General features: G+C 57.6%; 17 protein-coding genes. 14 read left to right on the plus strand and 3 right to left on the minus strand.

From position 1 onward, the window contains the following. The first annotated feature begins 163 nt into the window (after window positions 1-163). Window positions 164-2,083 carry an ATP-binding cassette domain-containing protein gene (locus KGB03_RS06990; RefSeq protein WP_218537364.1) on the plus strand — a complete coding sequence of 640 codons (1,920 nt, stop codon included), beginning with the start codon at window positions 164-166 and terminating at the stop codon, window positions 2,081-2,083. Between the two features lie 191 nt (window positions 2,084-2,274). Here the strand turns inward: KGB03_RS06990 and KGB03_RS06995 are convergent, their stop codons facing one another. Next, entirely contained in the window at window positions 2,275-2,712 is a 438-nt protein-coding gene (locus KGB03_RS06995) for a universal stress protein (protein ID WP_008151425.1), read from the minus strand. A gap of 104 nt (window positions 2,713-2,816) precedes the next feature. Here KGB03_RS06995 and KGB03_RS07000 point away from each other — a divergent pair, with 104 nt between their 5' ends. The 9 genes from KGB03_RS07000 (at window position 2,817) to KGB03_RS07040 (ending at window position 12,925) form a co-directional block, all read left to right on the plus strand. Next, window positions 2,817-3,254, plus strand: coding sequence for a hypothetical protein (locus tag KGB03_RS07000; RefSeq protein ID WP_192407166.1), 438 nt, complete (start codon window positions 2,817-2,819; stop codon window positions 3,252-3,254). Window positions 3,255-3,795: 541 nt separating this feature from the next. After that, window positions 3,796-5,943 carry a fatty acid oxidation complex subunit alpha FadB gene (gene fadB, locus KGB03_RS07005; RefSeq protein ID WP_111450593.1) on the plus strand — a complete coding sequence of 716 codons (2,148 nt, stop codon included), beginning with the start codon at window positions 3,796-3,798 and terminating at the stop codon, window positions 5,941-5,943. A gap of 29 nt (window positions 5,944-5,972) precedes the next feature. Continuing rightward, window positions 5,973-7,148 carry an acetyl-CoA C-acyltransferase FadA gene (gene fadA / locus KGB03_RS07010; protein WP_076030378.1) on the plus strand — a complete coding sequence of 392 codons (1,176 nt, stop codon included), beginning with the start codon at window positions 5,973-5,975 and terminating at the stop codon, window positions 7,146-7,148. A gap of 99 nt (window positions 7,149-7,247) precedes the next feature. Then, window positions 7,248-7,484 carry a DUF1653 domain-containing protein gene (locus KGB03_RS07015; RefSeq protein ID WP_007953059.1) on the plus strand — a complete coding sequence of 79 codons (237 nt, stop codon included), beginning with the start codon at window positions 7,248-7,250 and terminating at the stop codon, window positions 7,482-7,484. Window positions 7,485-7,598: 114 nt separating this feature from the next. Beyond that, window positions 7,599-10,232 carry a type I DNA topoisomerase gene (gene topA, locus KGB03_RS07020; protein ID WP_223526651.1) on the plus strand — a complete coding sequence of 878 codons (2,634 nt, stop codon included), beginning with the start codon at window positions 7,599-7,601 and terminating at the stop codon, window positions 10,230-10,232. A 141-nt stretch (window positions 10,233-10,373) separates the two neighbouring features. Beyond that, window positions 10,374-10,898: a DUF6586 family protein gene (locus tag KGB03_RS07025; RefSeq protein ID WP_046047843.1), complete on the plus strand. Its 525-nt coding sequence runs from the start codon at window positions 10,374-10,376 to the stop codon at window positions 10,896-10,898. A gap of 52 nt (window positions 10,899-10,950) precedes the next feature. Next, the gene (locus KGB03_RS07030) at window positions 10,951-11,985 is read left to right on the plus strand and encodes a hypothetical protein (RefSeq protein WP_218537365.1); all 1,035 of its coding nucleotides are present in this window, start codon (window positions 10,951-10,953) and stop codon (window positions 11,983-11,985) included. 3 nt (window positions 11,986-11,988) lie between these two features. After that, window positions 11,989-12,546 carry a LemA family protein gene (locus tag KGB03_RS07035; protein WP_218537366.1) on the plus strand — a complete coding sequence of 186 codons (558 nt, stop codon included), beginning with the start codon at window positions 11,989-11,991 and terminating at the stop codon, window positions 12,544-12,546. Between the two features lie 145 nt (window positions 12,547-12,691). Next, on the plus strand, window positions 12,692-12,925 hold the full coding sequence (locus KGB03_RS07040; RefSeq protein WP_008151412.1) for a hypothetical protein: 234 nt from the start codon (window positions 12,692-12,694) through the stop codon (window positions 12,923-12,925). Window positions 12,926-13,018: 93 nt separating this feature from the next. Here the strand turns inward: KGB03_RS07040 and sulA are convergent, their stop codons facing one another. After that, window positions 13,019-13,492, minus strand: a complete 474-nt coding sequence (gene sulA, locus KGB03_RS07045) for an SOS-induced cell division inhibitor SulA (RefSeq protein ID WP_223526652.1) — start codon at window positions 13,490-13,492, stop codon at window positions 13,019-13,021. A 10-nt stretch (window positions 13,493-13,502) separates the two neighbouring features. Then, window positions 13,503-14,111 carry a transcriptional repressor LexA gene (lexA, locus tag KGB03_RS07050; protein ID WP_007933171.1) on the minus strand — a complete coding sequence of 203 codons (609 nt, stop codon included), beginning with the start codon at window positions 14,109-14,111 and terminating at the stop codon, window positions 13,503-13,505. 229 nt (window positions 14,112-14,340) lie between these two features. On the opposite strand from lexA, the gene KGB03_RS07055 reads away from it, so the two are divergent. The 4 genes from KGB03_RS07055 to KGB03_RS07070 all read left to right on the plus strand — a co-directional run bounded on the left by KGB03_RS07055 (window position 14,341) and on the right by KGB03_RS07070 (window position 20,319). Beyond that, complete coding sequence (locus tag KGB03_RS07055; RefSeq protein WP_008151407.1) at window positions 14,341-15,048, plus strand: TetR/AcrR family transcriptional regulator; 708 nt, start codon at window positions 14,341-14,343, stop codon at window positions 15,046-15,048. Between the two features lie 158 nt (window positions 15,049-15,206). Beyond that, window positions 15,207-16,217 (plus strand): beta-N-acetylhexosaminidase, encoded by a 1,011-nt coding sequence (nagZ, locus tag KGB03_RS07060; RefSeq protein WP_223526653.1) that lies wholly within the window; start codon window positions 15,207-15,209, stop codon window positions 16,215-16,217. 12 nt (window positions 16,218-16,229) lie between these two features. Beyond that, a complete protein-coding gene (locus KGB03_RS07065) occupies window positions 16,230-16,967 on the plus strand; it encodes an S-methyl-5'-thioinosine phosphorylase (protein ID WP_218537367.1) in 738 nt (245 codons plus the stop codon). Window positions 16,968-17,013: 46 nt separating this feature from the next. Further along, window positions 17,014-20,319 carry a DEAD/DEAH box helicase gene (locus KGB03_RS07070; RefSeq protein WP_223526766.1) on the plus strand — a complete coding sequence of 1,102 codons (3,306 nt, stop codon included), beginning with the start codon at window positions 17,014-17,016 and terminating at the stop codon, window positions 20,317-20,319. The last annotated feature ends 50 nt before the right edge of the window (window positions 20,320-20,369 follow it).

Below are 20,369 nucleotides of genomic sequence, written 5' to 3' on the forward strand. Positions count from 1 at the left end.
AATTAACTGTAGCTTAGCCTTTTGCCAGCAGCGGGCGAAAGCTTTGCCGGCCTGTCAGCATCAGTTCGCAACATTTGTCATGCAGAGTGTCGCGAAGGTGAAATTGCCGGCCTTCTGAAGCCTCAAGTCAGGTAGAATGCGCGCCCGGTTTTTGGAGAAGCTCATGACCCTGCTCAAATTCAGCGATGTGTCCCTTGCTTTCGGCTCTACGCCGTTGTTGGACAAGGTGTCCTGGCAGATCGCCCGTGGTGAGCGGGTGTGCATCATCGGCCGCAATGGCACTGGCAAGTCCAGCATGATGAAGCTCGTCAAGGGCGACCAGAAGCCCGATGACGGCTCCGTTTGGCGCGCACCCGGCCTCAAGATTGGCGAATTGCCGCAAGAGTTGCCGGTAGCCGACGAGCGGACCGTGTTCGACGTGGTGGCCGAAGGCCTGGACGGTGTCGGCGAGCTGCTCGCGCAGTATCACCACCTGAGCCAGAACATCGTCACCGACGCCGACCTGGACAAACTGATGCACGTCCAGCACGACCTCGAAGCCCGTGACGGCTGGCGTTTGCAGCAATTGGTCGACAGCACGTTGAGCCGTCTGCAGTTGCCAGCCGACAAGACCCTCGCCGAATTGTCCGGCGGCTGGCGTCGTCGCGTCCTGCTGGCTCAGGCTCTGGTTTCCGAACCCGATCTGCTGCTGCTCGACGAACCGACCAACCACCTGGACATCGGTGCAATTGCCTGGCTCGAAGAAGCGCTGAAGGATTTCCAGGGCGCCGTGCTGTTCATTACGCACGACCGTTCATTCCTGCAGAACCTCGCGACCCGCATTCTCGAACTGGATCGCGGTGGCTTGATCGACTGGAACGGCGACTACGCCAGTTTCCTCGTGCACAAAGAGGCGACTCTGGCTGCTGAAGAAACTGCCAATGCGCTGTTCGACAAGAAACTGGCCCAGGAAGAAGTCTGGATCCGCCAGGGCATCAAGGCACGTCGCACCCGTAACGAAGGCCGCGTCCGCGCCCTGAAAGCCCTGCGCGTTGAGCGTAGCGAGCGTCGTGAACGCACCGGCAAGGCCAACATCCAGCTGGACACTGCAGACAAGTCCGGCAAGCAGGTGATGGTCCTCGAGAACGTGAGCTTCGCTCACCCGGGTGGCCCGTTCCTGATCAAGGATTTCTCGATGGTCCTGACGCGCGGCGACCGTATCGGTCTGCTGGGCGCCAACGGTACCGGCAAAACCACACTGTTGAAGCTGATGCTCAACGGTCTGCAGCCAACCAGCGGCACCGTGGAAGAGGGGACGCGCATCGATGTGGCCTACTTCGACCAGTTGCGCCATCAGCTGGACCTGGAAAAGACCGTAATTGACAACGTTGCGGAAGGTCGCGACTTCATCGATATCGATGGTCAGAGCCGTCACGTGCTGAGCTACCTCGGCGACTTCCTGTTCAGCCCGCAGCGTGCCCGCACGCCGGTGAAGGCGCTGTCAGGTGGTGAGCGCGCGCGTCTGTTGCTGGCGAAACTGTTCAGCAAGCCGGCGAACCTGCTGGTCCTCGATGAACCGACCAACGACCTCGACGTTGAAACCCTCGAGTTGCTGGAAGAGGTCTTGCTGACCTTCAACGGCACCGTGCTGATGGTCAGCCACGACCGGGCATTCCTCGACAACGTGGTCACCAGCACCCTGGTCTTCGAAGGTGAAGGCAAGGTTCGCGAATACGTTGGTGGTTATCAGGACTGGCTGCGTCAGGGCGGCTCGCCGCGCCTGCTGGGCGTGACCGAGAGCAAGTCCGGCAAAGCCGACCTGACCTCCGCTGTCGTGACGGCTGAAGCTGCGCCAGTTGCTGCTGTCGTCGAAGCGCCGGTGGCAAAGAAGAAACTCAGCTACAAGTTGCAGCGTGAGCTGGAAATGTTGCCGGGCCAGATCGAAGCCATGGAGCAGCAGATCGCTACCGTTGAGGCGCAAATGGCCGATGCCGGTTTCTATCAGCGTCCTGCTGCCGAGACCACTGCAGTGATCGCTCAGTTGGAGCAGTTGCAGGCTGAGCACGACGTAATGGTCGAGCGCTGGGCCGAGCTGGATGCCTGATTGATCCTGCTATAAAAAAGCCCGGCGTTCAGTGATGAACGCCGGGCTTTTCGTATGGAAGGCGATCTACTGGCCGACATGGATTCACTGTGGGAGCGGGCTTGCTCGCGAAAGCTGCTTAACATTCAATAAAGATGTCGACTGTCACGCCGCTTTCGCGAGCAAGCCCGCTCCCACATCGTTCCGTGTTATCAGCTTTTGATCAGGCGCACCGCGAGCACATCACAGGGCGCACCATGCAGGACGTCATTGGCAGTCGAGCCCAGCAGCAATGCCAGGCCGTGTCGGCCATGGCTGCCCACCACGATCAGGTCGCAGGTTTGTTCCTTGGCCAGGTGGTGGATCTCCTGGCGTGGCTGGCCGTAGGTCAGGTGGCTGTATTCCTTGGAGAGTTCCGGATACTTCACGATCAGCCGGTCCAGGCGCTCCTTGGCCTGATCGAACTGCTGTTGTTGCAGTTGTGACAGGTCCATGGGGACGTCGCCGCCAAAGGCCATGGCCATTGGCTCGACAATGTGCACCAGGGACAGTTTTGCCCCGTTGCTCACCGACAGTTCGCGAGCGCGGTGGATTACAGGATCGCACTCTTCGGTTAGATCTACAGCGACCAGAATGTGGTTGTAGGGCATGAGGTGCTCCTCCTGAGGGTTGCAATATTGGTAAGTATGGCTGGTTTCAAGCGCATTGTTTTCGAAGTGACCCAATGCGCTCATCAAGAATCGGGAGTACAGATATGACGGTCTGGATAGTGGTGTCAATCCTGTTGGTGGTACTGAGTCCGCTGGCATGGTTGCGCCCGTCGCGCCACCAGAGCGGCCGCATGGCCCTGCGCATGGAGGCGCGACGCATTGGGTTGGCGATGCAGCTGGCGCCTCAGGACTGGCCGCACTGGCTGAGCAAGGAGCCGCCGAGCCCTTGTGCCCAATACCATCGACCACGGCGGGGCAATCGGCCGGCGTGCTGGTGTTACTGGCAAAAAACGCCGGGTGTCTGGGTCAATCAGTGGCAGGAGGTCTGCGAGGAACCTGCGTTGCTGATTCATTTCGAAAAGTTGCCAGACAACGTTTACAAGGTCGAAGCAGACAAGCAGATGATCACGTTGTATTGGGGCGAGAAGGGCGAGGCGACGGTTTTGCAGGATATTGATGCGGTGCTGAAGGCTCTGGCATAAATCACGGAAATTTCGCGCCGCAATGGCGCGAAACGTCTGGCAGACAGGCAATAAAAAGCCCGACATCATCATCGGGCTGGAGTTGGCCAGGCAGGCCGGTAATTCTGTGTGGCGCTGATATTACGCTGGGCGTTCGCCAAAAGCGTTGATGTTTTTTCCCTCAAGGTCCCGCCAGCGTAGCTTGTTAAACAAAGGCTGCAGCGAATTAGGGCGACTTTTCTAACTATTGATCCTATGAATGGCCTCACATGCAGCCGCGTGTTGCAGGGCTTCGCGGTACGGAAATGACCGGAAAGTCGCGTTTCAACCCATATTTTGGGCGATTGACAATTGTCGGAAATTCCGTGAAGGTGACGTACCCAAATCAAACGGGCGTATGAATTGAGCGTTTGTATTACAGACCGCTCCTACAGAATCCCGACTATCGCGTTGGCGGGTGTGCCGGGTGAATGGGCGTAGCATTGACGTTAAACGTCCCTGCCGAACCATTCACTTGCGTCCGACGTGTACTGTTCAGCTTCCATATCGTGGAGATCAGTTGATGATTTACGAAGGTAAAGCCATCACGGTTAAGGCTCTTGAAAGTGGCATCGTCGAATTGAAATTCGACCTCAAGGGTGAGTCCGTCAACAAGTTCAACCGTCTAACCCTGAACGAACTGCGTCAGGCCGTAGACACCATCAAGGCAGATGCTTCGATCAAGGGTGTGATCGTCAGCAGTGGCAAGGACGTGTTCATCGTCGGCGCCGACATCACCGAATTTGTCGAGAACTTCAAGCTGCCTGATGCAGAGCTTGTTGCTGGCAACCTGGAAGCCAACAAGATTTTCAGCGATTTCGAAGACCTCAACGTCCCGACTGTCGCCGCGATCAACGGCATCGCCCTGGGTGGCGGTCTGGAAATGTGCCTGGCGGCGGACTACCGCGTCATGTCCACCAAGGCCAAGATCGGTCTGCCGGAAGTCAAACTGGGCATCTACCCGGGCTTCGGCGGTACCGTGCGCCTGCCGCGCATCATCGGTGCCGACAACGCCATCGAGTGGATTGCCGCCGGCAAGGAAAACCGCCCTGAAGACGCGCTGAAAGTCGGCGCAGTCGACGCAGTGGTTGCCCCAGAGAAACTGCAGGAAGCTGCTCTGGAGCTGATCAAGCGCGCCATCTCCGGCGAGTTCGACTACAAGGCCAAGCGTCAGCCGAAGCTCGAAAAGCTCAAGCTCAACGCCATCGAGCAAATGATGTCGTTCGAAACCGCCAAGGGTTTCGTGGCCGGTCAAGCGGGCCCGAACTACCCGGCACCGGTCGAAGCGATCAAAACTATCCAGAAAGCCGCGAACTTCGGTCGCGACAAGGCGCTGGAAGTCGAAGCCAATGGTTTCGTCAAACTGGCCAAGACCTCTGCCGCACAGAGCTTGATCGGTCTGTTCCTGAACGATCAGGAGCTGAAGAAAAAGGCCAAGGCTTACGACGAAATCGCCAAAGACGTGAAGCAGGCTGCCGTATTGGGCGCTGGCATCATGGGTGGCGGTATCGCTTATCAGTCGGCCTCCAAAGGTACGCCGATCCTGATGAAAGACATCAACGAGCACGGCATCGAGCAAGGTCTGGCCGAAGCTGCCAAATTGCTGGTGGGCCGCGTTGATAAAGGTCGCATGACCCCGGCGAAAATGGCCGAAGTGCTCAATGGCATTCGTCCGACCCTTTCCTACGGTGATTTCGGGCACGTCGACCTGGTCGTCGAAGCCGTTGTCGAGAACCCAAAGGTCAAGCAAGCCGTTCTGGCCGAAGTCGAAGGCAAGGTCAAAGAGGACACCATCCTCGCGTCCAACACCTCGACCATTTCCATCACCTTGCTGGCCAAAGCCCTCAAGCGTCCGGAAAACTTCGTCGGCATGCACTTCTTCAACCCGGTGCACATGATGCCGCTGGTTGAAGTGATCCGTGGCGAGAAGTCCAGCGAAGTGGCCGTTGCCACCACCGTTGCCTACGCCAAGAAAATGGGCAAGAACCCGATCGTCGTCAACGACTGCCCGGGCTTCCTGGTCAACCGCGTGCTGTTCCCGTACTTCGGCGGTTTCGCCAAACTGGTCAGCGCCGGTGTGGACTTCGTCCGTATCGACAAAATCATGGAAAAATTCGGCTGGCCAATGGGCCCGGCTTACTTGATGGACGTAGTCGGCATCGACACCGGCCACCACGGTCGCGACGTGATGGCTGAAGGCTTCCCGGACCGCATGAAAGACGACCGTCGTTCGGCCATCGACGTGCTCTACGAAGCCAAGCGCCTGGGCCAGAAGAACGGCAAGGGCTTCTATGCCTACGAGACCGACAAGCGCGGCAAGCAGAAGAAAGTCGCCGATCCGTCGGTACTGGAAGTGCTCAAGCCGATTGTCTTCGAACAGCTTGAAGTCACCGACGAAGACATCATCAACTGGATGATGATCCCGCTGTGCCTGGAAACCGTGCGTTGCCTGGAAGACGGCATTGTCGAAACCGCTGCCGAAGCCGACATGGGTCTGGTCTACGGTATTGGTTTCCCTCCATTCCGTGGCGGTGCGCTGCGCTACATCGATTCGATCGGTGTTGCAGAGTTCGTTGCCCTGGCTGACCAGTACGCTGATTTGGGCGCGCTGTACCACCCGACCGCAAAACTGCGCCAAATGGCCAAAACCGGCCAGCGGTTCTTCGGTTAAGCGCCCCCAACTAGAGTGAGAGTGAATATATGAGCTTGAATCCTAGAGACGTCGTGATTGTCGACTTCGGTCGTACTCCGATGGGCCGCTCCAAGGGCGGCATGCACCGCAATACCCGCGCTGAAGACATGTCGGCGCACCTGATCAGCAAGTTGCTGGAACGCAACGTCAAGGTTGATCCGAGCGAAGTCGAAGACGTGATCTGGGGCTGTGTGAACCAGACCCTGGAGCAGGGCTGGAACATCGCCCGCATGGCGTCCCTGATGACTCAGATCCCGCACACCGCTGCCGGCCAGACCGTCAGCCGTCTGTGTGGTTCGTCGATGAGCGCTCTGCACACTGCCGCGCAAGCGATCATGACCGGCAACGGTGACGTGTTCGTGGTTGGCGGCGTCGAGCATATGGGTCACGTGAGCATGATGCACGGTGTCGATCCGAACCCGCACATGTCCCTGTATGCGGCGAAAGCCTCGGGCATGATGGGTTTGACCGCTGAAATGCTGGGTAAAATGCACGGCATTAGTCGCGAACAGCAGGACGCTTTCGGCGTGCGCTCCCACCAGCTCGCTCACAAGGCGACACTGGAAGGCAAGTTCAAAGACGAAATCATCCCGATGCAGGGCTATGACGAGAACGGTTTCCTGAAGCTGTTCGACTACGACGAAACCATTCGTCCGGAAACTACCCTGGAAAGCCTGGCGGCTCTCAAGCCAGCGTTCAACCCTAAGGGCGGCACCGTGACAGCCGGTACTTCGTCGCAAATCACTGATGGTGCTTCGTGCATGATCGTGATGTCGGCGCAGCGTGCACAAGACCTGGGCATTCAGCCTATGGCGGTGATTCGTTCGATGGCGGTGGCAGGTGTGGACCCGGCAATCATGGGCTATGGTCCAGTACCGGCGACACAAAAAGCACTGAAGCGCGCGGGTCTTGGCATTAACGATATCGACTTCTTCGAGCTCAACGAAGCTTTCGCCGCACAGGCCCTGCCAGTGCTGAAAGATTTGAAAGTACTCGACAAGATGAACGAGAAGGTTAACCTGCACGGCGGTGCGATTGCCCTGGGTCACCCATTCGGTTGCTCCGGTGCGCGTATCTCCGGCACTCTGCTGAACGTGATGAAGCAAAATGGCGGCACCTTCGGGGTAGCCACCATGTGCATTGGTCTCGGCCAAGGCATCTCCACCGTCTTCGAACGCGTTTAAGCGTTTCGTCGAAGGAAGCCGGGGCCAAGTGCCCCGGTTTTTGTTTTTCTGAATTTATTTTTGTTTTTATTTTGAAAAGATTTGAGCGAGGGCCAAACCATGCCGATACAACCTGGGCTCTACCAACATTACAAAGGTCCGCAGTACCGCGTATTCAGTGTTGCGCGGCATTCGGAAACCGAAGAAGAAGTGGTCTTCTACCAAGCCCTGTATGGCGATTACGGCTTTTGGGTGCGTCCCTTGAGCATGTTCCTGGAGTCGGTCGAGGTTGACGGCGAACAGGTGCCACGCTTTGCTTTGGTGCAAGCCGAACCGAGCCTTTTTTCCAAGCCATAAGCTGAGTTCGCGCAAGACCCTGCGCTTGACCTCACCTTGTAGCCACTATATATAGCGGTGCCGCGTCAGGCGCCAACCGCCTTTCACTTCTAGAATTCAGGAATTTTCTGATCCATGGGCAAATCGCTGGTCATTGTGGAATCCCCGGCTAAGGCCAAGACCATCAACAAGTATCTGGGTAACCAATACGTGGTGAAGTCGAGTATCGGCCATATCCGAGACCTGCCCACCAGCGGTTCGGCTAGCGCCAGCAAAGAGCCAGCCGCCAAGCGCGGCAAGGCCGCCGCGGGTGAAGGTCCGGTGCTCACGCCGAAAGAGAAAGCGCGCAAGCAGCTGGTCTCGCGCATGGGTGTCGATCCCGATCATGGCTGGAAAGCCAAGTACGAGATCCTCCCGGGCAAGGAAAAGGTCATCGAAGAGCTGCGCCGGCTCGCCAAAGATGCTGACACCATCTATCTCGCAACCGACTTGGATCGCGAGGGGGAAGCCATTGCCTGGCACCTGCGCGAAGCCATCGGTGGTGATGACAGCCGCTACAAGCGTGTGGTGTTCAACGAAATCACCAAGAAGGCGATTCAGGAAGCCTTCTCCAAGCCGGGCGAGCTGGACATCGACCGTGTAAACGCCCAGCAGGCGCGTCGTTTCCTCGACCGCGTGGTGGGTTACATGGTTTCGCCGTTGCTGTGGGCCAAGGTCGCCCGTGGCCTGTCCGCCGGTCGCGTGCAATCGGTTGCCGTGAAGCTGGTCGTTGAGCGTGAGCGTGAAATCCGCGCGTTCAACCCGGAAGAGTACTGGGAGGTTCACGCCGACCTCGGCACCGCCAAGGGCGCAACCGTGCGCTTTGACGTGGCTCGCGAGAAAGGCGAAGCCTTCAAGCCGCTTAACGAAGCTCAGGCCATGGCCGCGCTGGAGAAGCTCAAGGCTTCCAGCTACAGCATCGTCAAGCGCGAAGACAAACCGACCAGCAGCAAGCCGTCGGCACCGTTCATCACGTCCACCCTGCAGCAGGCTGCGAGTAACCGCCTGGGCTTCGGCGTGAAGAAAACCATGATGATGGCCCAGCGTCTTTATGAAGCCGGCTACATCACTTACATGCGTACCGACTCCACCAACCTTTCGGTTGATGCCGTGACGATGGCGCGTACTTATATTGAAGGCGAGTTCGGCAAGAAGTACCTGCCGGAATCCCCGAACGTCTACAGCAGCAAGGAAGGCGCACAAGAGGCTCACGAAGCGATTCGTCCCTCCGATGCCAATACCGAGCCAAGCAAGCTGTCAGGCATGGAGCGCGATGCTGAGCGGCTCTACGAGCTGATCTGGCGCCAGTTCCTCGCTTGCCAGATGCTGCCGGCCCAATACCTGTCGACCACTGTCACCGTCGGTGCCGGTGACTTCGAGTTGCGCGCCAAGGGCCGCATTCTGAAGTTCGACGGTTATACCCGCGTCATGCCGCAAATCGCCAAGCCTGGCGATGACGACGTGCTGCCGGACATGGCTCAGGGCGACGTGATGAAGCTGATCAAGCTTGATCCGACCCAGCATTTCACCAAGCCGCCGGCGCGCTACTCGGAAGCGAGTCTGGTTAAAGAAATGGAAAAGCGCGGCATTGGTCGTCCTTCGACCTACGCGGCGATCATTTCGACCATCCAGGATCGTGGCTACGTAGCGCTGCACAACCGTCGTTTCTACTCGGAAAAGATGGGCGACATCGTTACCGAACGTCTGGCCGAGAGTTTCTCCAATCTCATGGACTACGGCTTCACCGCCGGCATGGAAGAGAACCTCGACGACGTGGCCCAGGGCGAGCGCGACTGGAAAAACGTACTCGACGAGTTCTACGGCGACTTCAAGAAGAAACTCGAAGTAGCCGAAAGCGCCGAAGGCGGCATGCGCGCCAACCAACCAGTGATGACTGACATTCCGTGCGTATTGTGCGGGCGTCCGATGCAGATTCGTACGGCATCGACTGGCGTGTTCCTTGGTTGCTCGGGCTACAGCCTGCCGCCGAAAGAGCGCTGCAAGGCCACCGTCAACCTGGTGCCGGGCGACGAAATCGCGGCGGACGACGAGGGTGAATCGGAATCGCTGGTGCTGCGTGGCAAGCACCGCTGCCCGATCTGCAGCACGGCGATGGACGCTTACCTGCTGGATGAGAAGCGCAAGCTGCACATCTGCGGTAACAACCCGGATTGCTCTGGCTACGAAATCGAAGAGGGCACTTATCGCATCAAAGGCTACGAAGGTCCGAGCCTGGAATGCGACAAGTGCGGCAGCGAGATGCAGCTCAAGACCGGCCGTTTCGGTAAGTTCTTCGGCTGCACCAATGCGACGTGCAAGAACACCCGCAAACTGCTGAAAAGTGGTGATGCCGCACCGCCGAAGATGGACCCGGTGAAGATGCCTGAGTTGAAATGCGAAAAGGTCAACGACACCTACATCCTGCGCGACGGTGCTTCCGGCCTGTTCCTGGCGGCCAGTCAATTCCCGAAAAACCGCGAGACGCGTGCTCCGCTGGTCATGGAAATTGTGCCGCACAAGGATGAGATCGATCCGAAGTACCACTTCCTCTGCGAAGCGCCGAAGAAAGATCCAGACGGCCTGCCTGCTGTGATCCGTTACAGCCGTAAAACCAAAGAGCAATACGTACAGACTGAAGTCGACGGTAAGCCGACTGGTTGGAAAGCGTACTACGACGGCGGCAAGTGGACGGTTGAAGACAAGCGCCCGGCTAAGACTGCCAAGGCTTAAAAGGCGCTGTACACAAAAGGCCGCATGACAACCCTCGGGTTTTCATGCGGCCTTTTTGTTTTGTGCTTGCGGGAAGCGGAGCTGATCCACGACACTGTCTGACCTGCGTTAAGCAATTATTTCGTTGTGGAGGCTGCCGTCATGGCCCACGAACTCTATACCCGTACCAACCAGAAGATTTACTTCGCCGGCCTGTCGCTCGAAGCGCTCGCCAGAGCTGAAGAGGGGCGGGCGATGAACTCCCTGGCGCTGATCCAGGCCGGACGCGAGTCGGCCTTGTTTCACCTGTACGGTGCGTTGCTGGGGCTGTGCCATGAAATCGCCGGTTTCTATCGCTTGCCTCAGGCCAATGCGCCTCGGGCCGAGTTGCTGCTGACTCGCGAAGTGCTTGAAGCCATCGCGATTCCGGAAATGGCCGAGATGGTCGAGTTGGCCAATAATTCGGAAACTTGGCTGGCCAAACTGCTGGCAGCCCACGCTGCGCTGTTTCAGCCGCCACGGGCGCCGCACAAGCCTAAGGGTGACGTGACGCAGCCGCTGATCCTGGCCGTTAACCTGGATGAAGAAGAGGCTCCTCAAGAGCTGAGCCGGGAAGAGCTGGAGAGCTGGCGTCAGAACCTCAAGGGGCTGGCGATTCGGTTTCGCGAAGGCCTGAACGAGTGCTGAGCGCATAATTGCATCGGACACTGCGTTACGTTGGTCTCTTCAGGGATGAAGTATGTCTTCCATTTTGCACAACAAAAAACTGCGTCAGTTATTTGAGCAGTCGGACGCCCGTGTCGAAGCGGCAACCAGTAACGCAGATCTGCTCGAGGTGATAAAGCAGCTCAGGGCTTTTGGTGCGCCGCTGGCGTTCGATAACGCCACACCCAAGCTGTTCCGTTATATCGGTTTGGGATTGATCGCTGCCACCCTTCTTTTCATGCCTTTTATCGTGCTGGGCATCGCTTTTCTATTGGGCGGCTGGCTTGTGATGGACCACAGGTCCGGGGTGATCGACGCTCTTTCTAAAAAAATCACCCATAAATCTTCATTGCTCACCTATGGGTTAAGGGAGTCGTTCAACCCGGATGTACAAGTGCTGAAGACTTTGGGTGGGGAGTTCAAGGACTTCCATCGAGGCTCCTACAGCCGACAGATTTTGAAATCGGTTCAAGGTACTTACCTTGGCGCGGTTCATGAGTTGCCTTTCACTTGCCAGCACTTGCAGTACGTTGATCGCGAAAGTTACAAGACCACCGTGCCAGATGGGGCAGGCGGTACCAAGGTTGAAACCAAGACGGTTGACCGCGAGTTTGACCGGTACAGCCTGGTACTGGATTTTCCGTGGGTCGAGAATGTGGTCGTGCGCGGTGACAGGCATTGGGAAGTGGATCTTGAGGAGGCTCTGGATACAGCTTCCAGCGAATTCAATAGCGCATTTCACCTGACAGGCAGTACCCAGATGGCCTGTGCCGTTTTTGCCAAGCCCGTGACGGTGCTTCACCTACTGCAGCTCCATCAGCAATTGAGCGACATCAATCTGGAGTTCTCGGAACATGGGCGGCTGTGTCTGAGTTTCAGCGATCCTGGATTGCTTGCGCCCAGCGCAACCGAAGGGCTCCAAAATCTGCAGGCCTTTGAGCAGTTAGTTGAGGCGGGTATTCGCTTGCCTCGTCTGGACCTCTTGCTGTCGTGGGTCCATCGATTGGCCGAATTGCATGACGATAACTTTGCGCTTTCCCCGAAACCTTTAAAAAACATGGAGTATTAGACGATGGGGTTGTTATTGATTATCGCGGTGGTAGTCGGGATTACCTTCTGGACCTGTTACAACCGAATCATTGGGCGACATAATCGGGCTCAGCGTGCCTGGGCCGATGTCCTGGTTTATGAGCGGCAGAAAACCCGGGTGCTCGATTTGCTTGAGCAGCAGGTTGCAGGTTTTAAGGAGTACGAAGGTGCGCTGCTGGAAAAGATCACGAGTCTGCGCTCGGCCATCGGCAAACTGCCACAAGAGGCGAACGGGGATGCTCTACAGCCGGTGCAAAAGGGAACGCGGGAATTGCTGACGGGATTGACCGTGGCATTTGAAGCTTATCCAGAGCTCAAGTCCAATGAGTTGGTTAACAACTTCATGCGGGAAATCACTGAGCAGCAAGAAAACATCGGTGCGGCCATTACCATCTTCAATGGCGCGGTAGAGGTGTTCAATAACTCGATCCAGATGTTTCCTAACTCCTTTGTGAATGGCTGCCTCAATAAAAAATCGATAATCACTCCATTTTCCGACTCCCAGGCTTCCGCAGCATTTGAGTACAAGCCGAATTTTTAAAGGTGGAGGATGACAGGCTCGGTCAGTCTGGAATGTTCGCAAAAAGGTTTTTTGTAGCGGCTGGCTGATTACCGTTCCTCAAGATCCCGAGCGAAGCCTGGCCGATGCCTATATAATCCCCGCCTTTCGTGGAGAACAGACCTTTATGCCAACGTCCTTTCTAGAAATTGTCGAGTTACCAGACGGCCGTATCGAGCTGCGCAGGGCTGAGGACGAGGGTTCTCTGGTTACTTTGGATTTCTCCGAGGATGCCAAAGCGTTCCTGCAGGGCCAGCACGTGGAAGTCGCCAAGGCGATGTTGAGCGTCGGCGTTCAGATGGCCGGACGCTTGGTTGAAGGCGATTTCAATACGGACGAGGCGTCTCGGGTTCTTCATTGATCCCGTCCGTCGGTTTTTTGTGATTTCGCTACAGGTTGGCTTCTCTATCCTTGGAGAAGCCCCGCGCTGTTCAGCGCGCGCACTATTTGTCAGTTAACCCAGTCGAATATTCAGGCTTTGTGCGTCCCCGATCCGGGCGGCGCTGATCAACTGTTGCCGTGAAGTTGTGCTCAATGGGTTGAGCCAGCTGACCACCGTGTGGCTACGGCCCAGGCGCAAGGCCTCGCAGGTCAACTGCTGAGCGCTCTGAGTGCCGCGCGGTTGCAGAAGCAGGATGCGTTCGCGGTTAAGGCCGGCGTCCCGCAACCAGGCCTGGGTCAGGCTGGCGGGCGGAGCGATCAGCGTCAGCCAGCGCGCGTCCTGGTCCTGGCTCAGCTCCCTGAGAATCGGTGCAAGAAGGTTCAGGCGATTCCCGGCTGCACCACGCAGCGACAGCTCACTGAAGACTTCGGGCTCGGTGCTCCAGGGTGACTCGACCACGTCTTTCAGGATCGGCGCCAATGGCTGCACCATGAAAGCCTCGAACAACGGCAGTTGGGCTTGCTGTGATGTGTGTGGGAACTGCATAAAGCCTCCTTTAGCGGCGAATGACGCCGACACTCAAGCCTTCGATCACCAGTTCCTGATCTTTCAGGTTCACTTCGATAGGGGCGAATTCAGGGTTTTCGGCAATCAACCAGACCTTGCTGCCATCGCGCTTGAAACGCTTGACGGTCACTTCGTCGCCGATCCGCGCCACTACGATCTGGCCGTTGCGGGCTTCGCGGGTGGTGTGCACTGCCAGCAGGTCACCGTCGAAAATCCCCACATCCTTCATGCTCATGCCATGAACCCGAAGTAGATAGTCGGCGCGAGGATGGAAGAACGACGGGTTGATGTTGCAGGACTCTTCGATGTGCTGCTGGGCGAGGATCGGGGCACCGGCAGCCACTCGGCCAATGATCGGCAGGGTGGACTCGTCGGCCTTGGCTTCGAAGCCGGGGATGCGAATACCACGGGAAGCACCGGGCGTCATCTCGATCGCACCCTTGCGGGCCAGCGCCTTGAGGTGTTCTTCCGCCGCATTGGGCGACTTGAAACCCAGTTCCTGAGCGATTTCCGCGCGGGTGGGTGGGTAGCCGTTGTCTTCGAGGCAGCGTTTGATGAAGGCCAGAATCTCTGCTTGGCGTGGCGTCAGCTTTAGCATATTGATCGCTCTGTCTTTTTATACAGTGACTGGGATTATATACAGTGGAACGATCTTGGCAATGCACCTTTTTTTGCCGACCGCCAGACGGTCGATGAGCCTGCTGATTCACGCTTGCGAGTTGTATGGTTAAATAGCTGACCGACCATTCCCAAAACGAACCGTCAGGCTTGACAAGGCCTGGGCTGAAACGTATGTTTCAAACAAGTGTTTGTCAGGCGGAGTAGCCATGGCCCAGTCGGAAACCGTTGAACGCATTCTTGATGCTGCCGAGCAATTGTTCGCGGAAAAAGGTTTTGCTGAAACCTCATTGCGTCTGATCACCAGCAAGGCGGGTGTCAATCTGGCGGCGGTGAACTATCACTTCGGTTCTAAGAAGGCGCTGATCCAGGCAGTTTTTTCGCGCTTTCTCGGGCCGTTCTGCTTAAGCCTTGATAAAGAACTCGAGCGGCGTCAAGCCAAGCCGGAGAACAAGCCGACGCTTGAAGAGCTGCTGGAAATCCTCGTGGAGCAAGCCCTGGTGGTGCAACCACGCAGCGGCAACGATCTGTCGATTTTCATGCGTTTGCTGGGCCTGGCTTTCAGTCAGAGCCAAGGGCACTTGCGGCGTTATCTGGAAGACATGTACGGCAAGGTGTTCCGCCGCTACATGATGTTGGTCAACGAAGCTGCACCGCGTATTCCGCCGATTGAGCTGTTCTGGCGTGTGCACTTCATGCTCGGCGCCGCCGCGTTCAGCATGTCCGGCATCAAGGCCTTGCGCGCAATTGCCGAGACAGACTTCGGCGTCAACACCTCCATTGAGCAAGTAATGCGTCTGATGGTGCCGTTTCTGGCCGCGGGCATGCGCGCCGAAACCGGTGTGTCCGACGCGGCCATGGCCACTGCGCAGCTGCGTCCGCGCAGTAAATCAACCCCGGTTGCCGCCAAGGTTTAACCGCACACGGGTGGGCGCGGCAGCTGACATCCGCTAAGCTAGCCGCCCATGCCGACTCTCGTTCTGAACCCGCTCCCTATTTATATCGCCGACCTGCCAGGCATAGCCCATGGCGGCGATTGCGTGCGAGCCGGGTTTATCGTTATCAAGGAATCTCTATGACTGCTGGCCTGCAAGGCTCGTTGATGGTGGACGTCGCCGGTACCTGGCTGACGGCTGAAGATCGCCAATTGTTGCGCCAACCCGAAGTGGGCGGCCTGATCATTTTCGCCCGCAACATCGAACACCCGCGCCAGGTGCGCGAGTTGAGCGCCTCAATCCGCGCCATTCGCCCCGATCTGCTGTTGGCAGTCGACCAGGAGGGCGGTCGGGTTCAGCGTTTGCGCCAGGGCTTTGTACGACTGCCAGCCATGCGCGCCATTGCTGACAATTCGAATGCCGAGTACCTCGCCGAGCAGTGCGGCTGGATCATGGCGACTGAAGTGCTGGCCGTCGGCCTCGATCTGAGCTTCGCTCCGGTGCTGGACCTCGACTTCCAGCGCAGCGCCGTAGTCGGCACCCGTTCATTTGAAGGTGATCCCGAGCGAGCAGCGTTGCTGGCGGGAGCCTTCATTCGTGGCATGAACAGCGCCGGGATGGCCGCCACCGGCAAGCACTTTCCCGGTCACGGCTGGGCCGAGGCCGATTCCCATGTTGCGATCCCTGTTGATGAGCGCAGCCTCGACGAAATTCGCGCCAATGACCTGGTGCCGTTCACCCGACTGAGCAAGCAACTGGCTGCGGTCATGCCGGCCCACGTGATCTATCCACAAGTCGATTCCCAGCCTGCCGGCTTCTCCCGCCGCTGGTTGCAGGACATCCTGCGTGGCGAGCTGCAATTCGATGGCGTGATCTTCAGCGATGACCTGTCCATGGCCGGTGCCCACGTGGTCGGCGATGCTGCCAGCCGTATCGAAGCGGCGCTGACGGCCGGTTGCGACATGGGCCTGGTGTGCAACGATCGTGCGGCCGCTGAACTGGCCCTGAGTGCCGCCCAGCGCCTGAAGGTCAAACCGTCCGAGCGCATCGCGCGGATGCGCGGCCAGTCGTACGCCAGCACTGAATACCGTCAAGACCCGCGCTGGCTGACAGCCGTGGGCGCGCTCAAAGATGCTCAACTGATAGATTGAGGACTTTTCGTGATGACGGTTTACGCGATTATCGGCGGCACCGGCCTGACTCAGCTCGAAGGCCTGAGCATTCGTCAGTCACTGGTGGTGGACACCCCTTACGGCGCGCCTTCGGCTGAAGTGCAGATCGGCGAGTACGCCGGCAAGGAAGTGCTGTTCCTCGCGCGTCACGGTCATCCTCACCGCTTCCCGCCGCATCAGGTGAACTACCGCGCCAACCTCTGGGCGCTGAAGCAGGCTGGCGCCGAAGCGATTCTCGCGGTCAACGCCGTGGGTGGGATTCATTGCGCGATGGGTACCGGACATTTCTGCGTGCCGCATCAGCTGATCGACTACACCAGCGGTCGCGAACACACCTATTTCGCCGATGATCTCGAACAGGTCACACACATCGACTTCAGCTATCCCTACAGCGAGCCACTGCGTCAGCAGTTGATCGCGGCGCTGGCGGCCGAAGGTGTCGGCTACAGCAGTCATGGCGTGTACGCCTGCACTCAAGGGCCGCGGCTGGAAACTGTCGCTGAAATCGCCAGACTGGAACGCGACGGATGCGACATCGTCGGCATGACCGGGATGCCGGAAGCGGCCTTGGCTCGTGAGCTGGAATTGGATTACGCCTGTCTGGCGCTGGTCGTAAACCCGGCGGCGGGCAAGTCGACGGCAGTGATTACCATGGTCGAGATCGAGCAAGCGTTGCGTGACGGGATGGGGAAGGTGAAGTCGACGTTGGCCCGGGTGCTTAAAGGCTGAGTCTTGATACCTGCGAACTACAGTCACTTTCAGAAGTGTAAATATGATGCTGGCAATTATTGAGCGACTTCATGAGCTGCCGTGGGCGCAGATGTTCAGTCATCGTGCTCTGGATAAGGCTCGCAGATACGCTGTAGAAAGCCGGGTACAAATCCGCGAAATCGAGGACGCTCTCGTTCTCGCCATCTGCAAAGGTTCTCAAGGGAATATCTACGAACAAGCCATTGAGCTCATTGAAGCCCCCAATGGTGATTTTGAGCTGGTTTGCTCTTGTTCGTGTCCAGTGGTGATCAATTGCAAGCACTGCGCAACCGTGCTTTACAACCTGCAAGAACTTCCGGTGGACTCGTTCAAAAGCAATGCCTCGGTTCACCTGAATCGTGAGTTGGAACGTTGGCTCAATGATATTCCCCGCGACGTTCCAGATCGCGATGGGGCTGCGCAGAGCGCTGGCACTTGCTGGGTTTACAAACTCAAAGCAACGTCCACCACAGGCAAGTGGTTGCTGGAAATCTACAAGGCTCGTCAGCTCAAGGATGGCCGCTTGCAGGACATCAAATCGGTGTACTCGCCGTCAGACGCACTGATGCGAGAGCCCGGCTATCTGTCGGAACTTGATCTGCGAATCGCAAGATTGCTGGTCGCCGTCCACTCCCAACATTCGTTTTACAGCGGCTATCCCCTGCAAGGCAGCAGTGGTGCCGAAGTTCTTCAATTGGCATTGAAAACCTCACGCCTGTATCTCGACTTCGAACAATTGCAGCCGCTGGTGCCTGGAAAGAGCAGGTCTGCGCAGTTTGTCTGGATCGAGCAAGCCAGCGGCAGCTTCCGTCCTCGGTGGTGTAGTGACGATGCTCCTGAAGAAACGATTCTGGCGCTGGAACCTCTGTACTACCTGGATCGCGAACGGATGGAAGTTGGGCCGCTGCTTAGCGAGCTAGACGAAAAGCTAGCCTGCCATCTGTCATTGGTCCCTGACATTCCCGCACGTCAGGCCATGCAATTCAGCCATCGGATGAGTGCGGTGACTCGAGTCGTGCCTCCACCGCATGCATTGATCGAGCGGATCGTCGATGACGTCGAACCCAAAGCCTTCCTGACGCTTGCAAGCACCAACCGTTACAGGAGCTGGAAGCACGAAGTTGAACATCGCGCGGCATTGGCGTTTACCTACAACGGGCACATGGCGGCGGATAAAAAATCCTCAGAAGTACTGATACTGTCCGGCACCGAAACCCTGCGCATTCAACGCAAACCCGCGGCTGAAAAAGCTTTGCGCCAAGCCTTGCAAAAACAGGGCTTCAAAAAGGCCACCCGTAAAAGTGATGCGCTACCCGACAGTGCGGGCGAAATGTTCGATTTGCCGGACGACTCGGCCTGGCTGGCTTTTGTGCAGTCCGTAGTCCCGGCGCTCAGAGAGGCAAATTGGCAGATCCGTATCGATGAGGGCTTTCATTTCAATGTGCAGCCCGTAGATGAATGGTATGCCGATGTCGAGGAGTCTCCGGGGCGCGAGTGGTTCGATCTGCAGTTGGGTGTCGTCGTCAATGGCGAGCGCCACAGTTTGCTGCCCATCCTGCTGCAACTGTTGCGCAGACAACCGCAGCTGCTGAACCCGACTGAGTTGGCCATGCGTGACGATGACGATCAAGTGCTGATCGATCTCAACAGTGGGCAGTTGGGTGCCAAGCCAGGTATGAAAATTGCGCTGTCCCTGGGGCGAATCAAGCCATTGATGGCAACGCTCGGCGAGTTGTATTTGGGGGTGAGCAGCAGTGCCTCGTTACGCTTGAGTGCCCCTGATGCGGCGCGATTGAGTGAGTTGGAGGGGTTACCTCTGGTCTGGCAGGGCGGTGAGCGCTTGCGCAGTTTCGCCAAACGCTTGCGTGAATCGACTCAGGCGAACGTTGCTGTGCCAGAAGGCCTCAACGCCACATTGCGGCCTTATCAGCATGAAGGTCTGAACTGGATGCAGACCCTTCGTGAGCTTGAGGTCGGCGGTATTCTTGGCGACGACATGGGCCTGGGCAAGACCCTGCAAACACTGGCTCATTTACTCGTGGAGAAACAGGCAGGACGACTCGATGTTCCGGCACTTGCGGTGATGCCGACCAGCCTCATCCCCAACTGGCTCGACGAAGCGGCACGCTTCACCCCGCAGCTGAAAGTCTTGGCGCTGCATGGCGCCACTCGCCAAAAGGACTTCATCAACCTTGCCGAATACGATCTGGTGCTGACCACGTATGCGTTATTGCCGCGAGATCTTGAGGTTTTGCAGCCACAGGTCTGGAGCGTGCTGATTCTCGATGAAGCGCAGAACATCAAAAATCCGCTCAGCAAAGCCGCTCAGGCTGCCCGTGATCTGGAGGCCCGGCAGCGATTGTGCCTGTCCGGCACGCCGTTGGAAAATCACCTCGGCGAGCTTTGGTCACTGTTCCACTTCCTGCTGCCCGGCTGGCTAGGCGACAGTAAAACCTTCAATCGTGACTACCGCACCCCGATCGAGAAGCACGGCAATAGCGAACGGATGCAGCACCTGACAGCCCGCATAAAGCCCTTTCTGCTACGCCGCAAGAAAGAACAGGTCGCCACCGAGTTGCCGCCAAAAACCGAGATCGTGCATTGGATCGAACTCAGCGATGGGCAGCGGGATGTTTATGAAACCGTGCGCGTGGCGATGGACAAGAAGGTGCGTGACGAAATTGCCCGCAGCGGTGTTGCGCGTAGCCAGATCATCATCCTCGACGCTTTGCTGAAGTTGCGTCAGGTTTGCTGCGATCTGCGGCTGGTCAAAATGTCCCTGACGGCGAAAGCGCTTCGTGCGGGCAGCGGCAAGTTGATCGGTTTGATGGAGATGCTCGAGGAGTTACTCAGTGAAGGACGCAAGATTTTGTTGTTTTCGCAGTTCACTTCGATGCTTGCATTGATTGAGGAAGAATTGCTGCATCGTGGTGTTGGCTATGCGTTATTGACTGGCGAAACGACTGATCGGCGCACGCCGGTCAAAGACTTCCAGAGCGGCAAGGTGCCGTTGTTCCTGATCAGCCTGAAGGCGGGTGGGACGGGGCTTAATCTGACAGCGGCCGACACGGTGATTCACTTTGATCCATGGTGGAACCCTGCTGTTGAAAATCAGGCCACCGATCGTGCTTACAGGATCGGTCAGGACAAGCCGGTGTTCGTCTACAAGATGATTGCCAAGGGCACGGTGGAAGAGAAAATACAGGCACTGCAACAGGAGAAGGCGGCGCTGGCCGGGGCCGTACTTGAAGGTGGGACGACCGGAGGTTGGAAGCTTGAGCAGAGTGACATTGAAGCGCTGTTTGCGCCGTTGCCTGAACCCAGGTCCTGATAGCTGATTTCTTCAGTCAAATACGATGTGACCCCATCGCGGGCAAGCCA

The organism is Pseudomonas sp. BF-B-26, from assembly GCF_019956495.1.
Taxonomy (GTDB): Bacteria; Pseudomonadota; Gammaproteobacteria; order Pseudomonadales; family Pseudomonadaceae; genus Aquipseudomonas.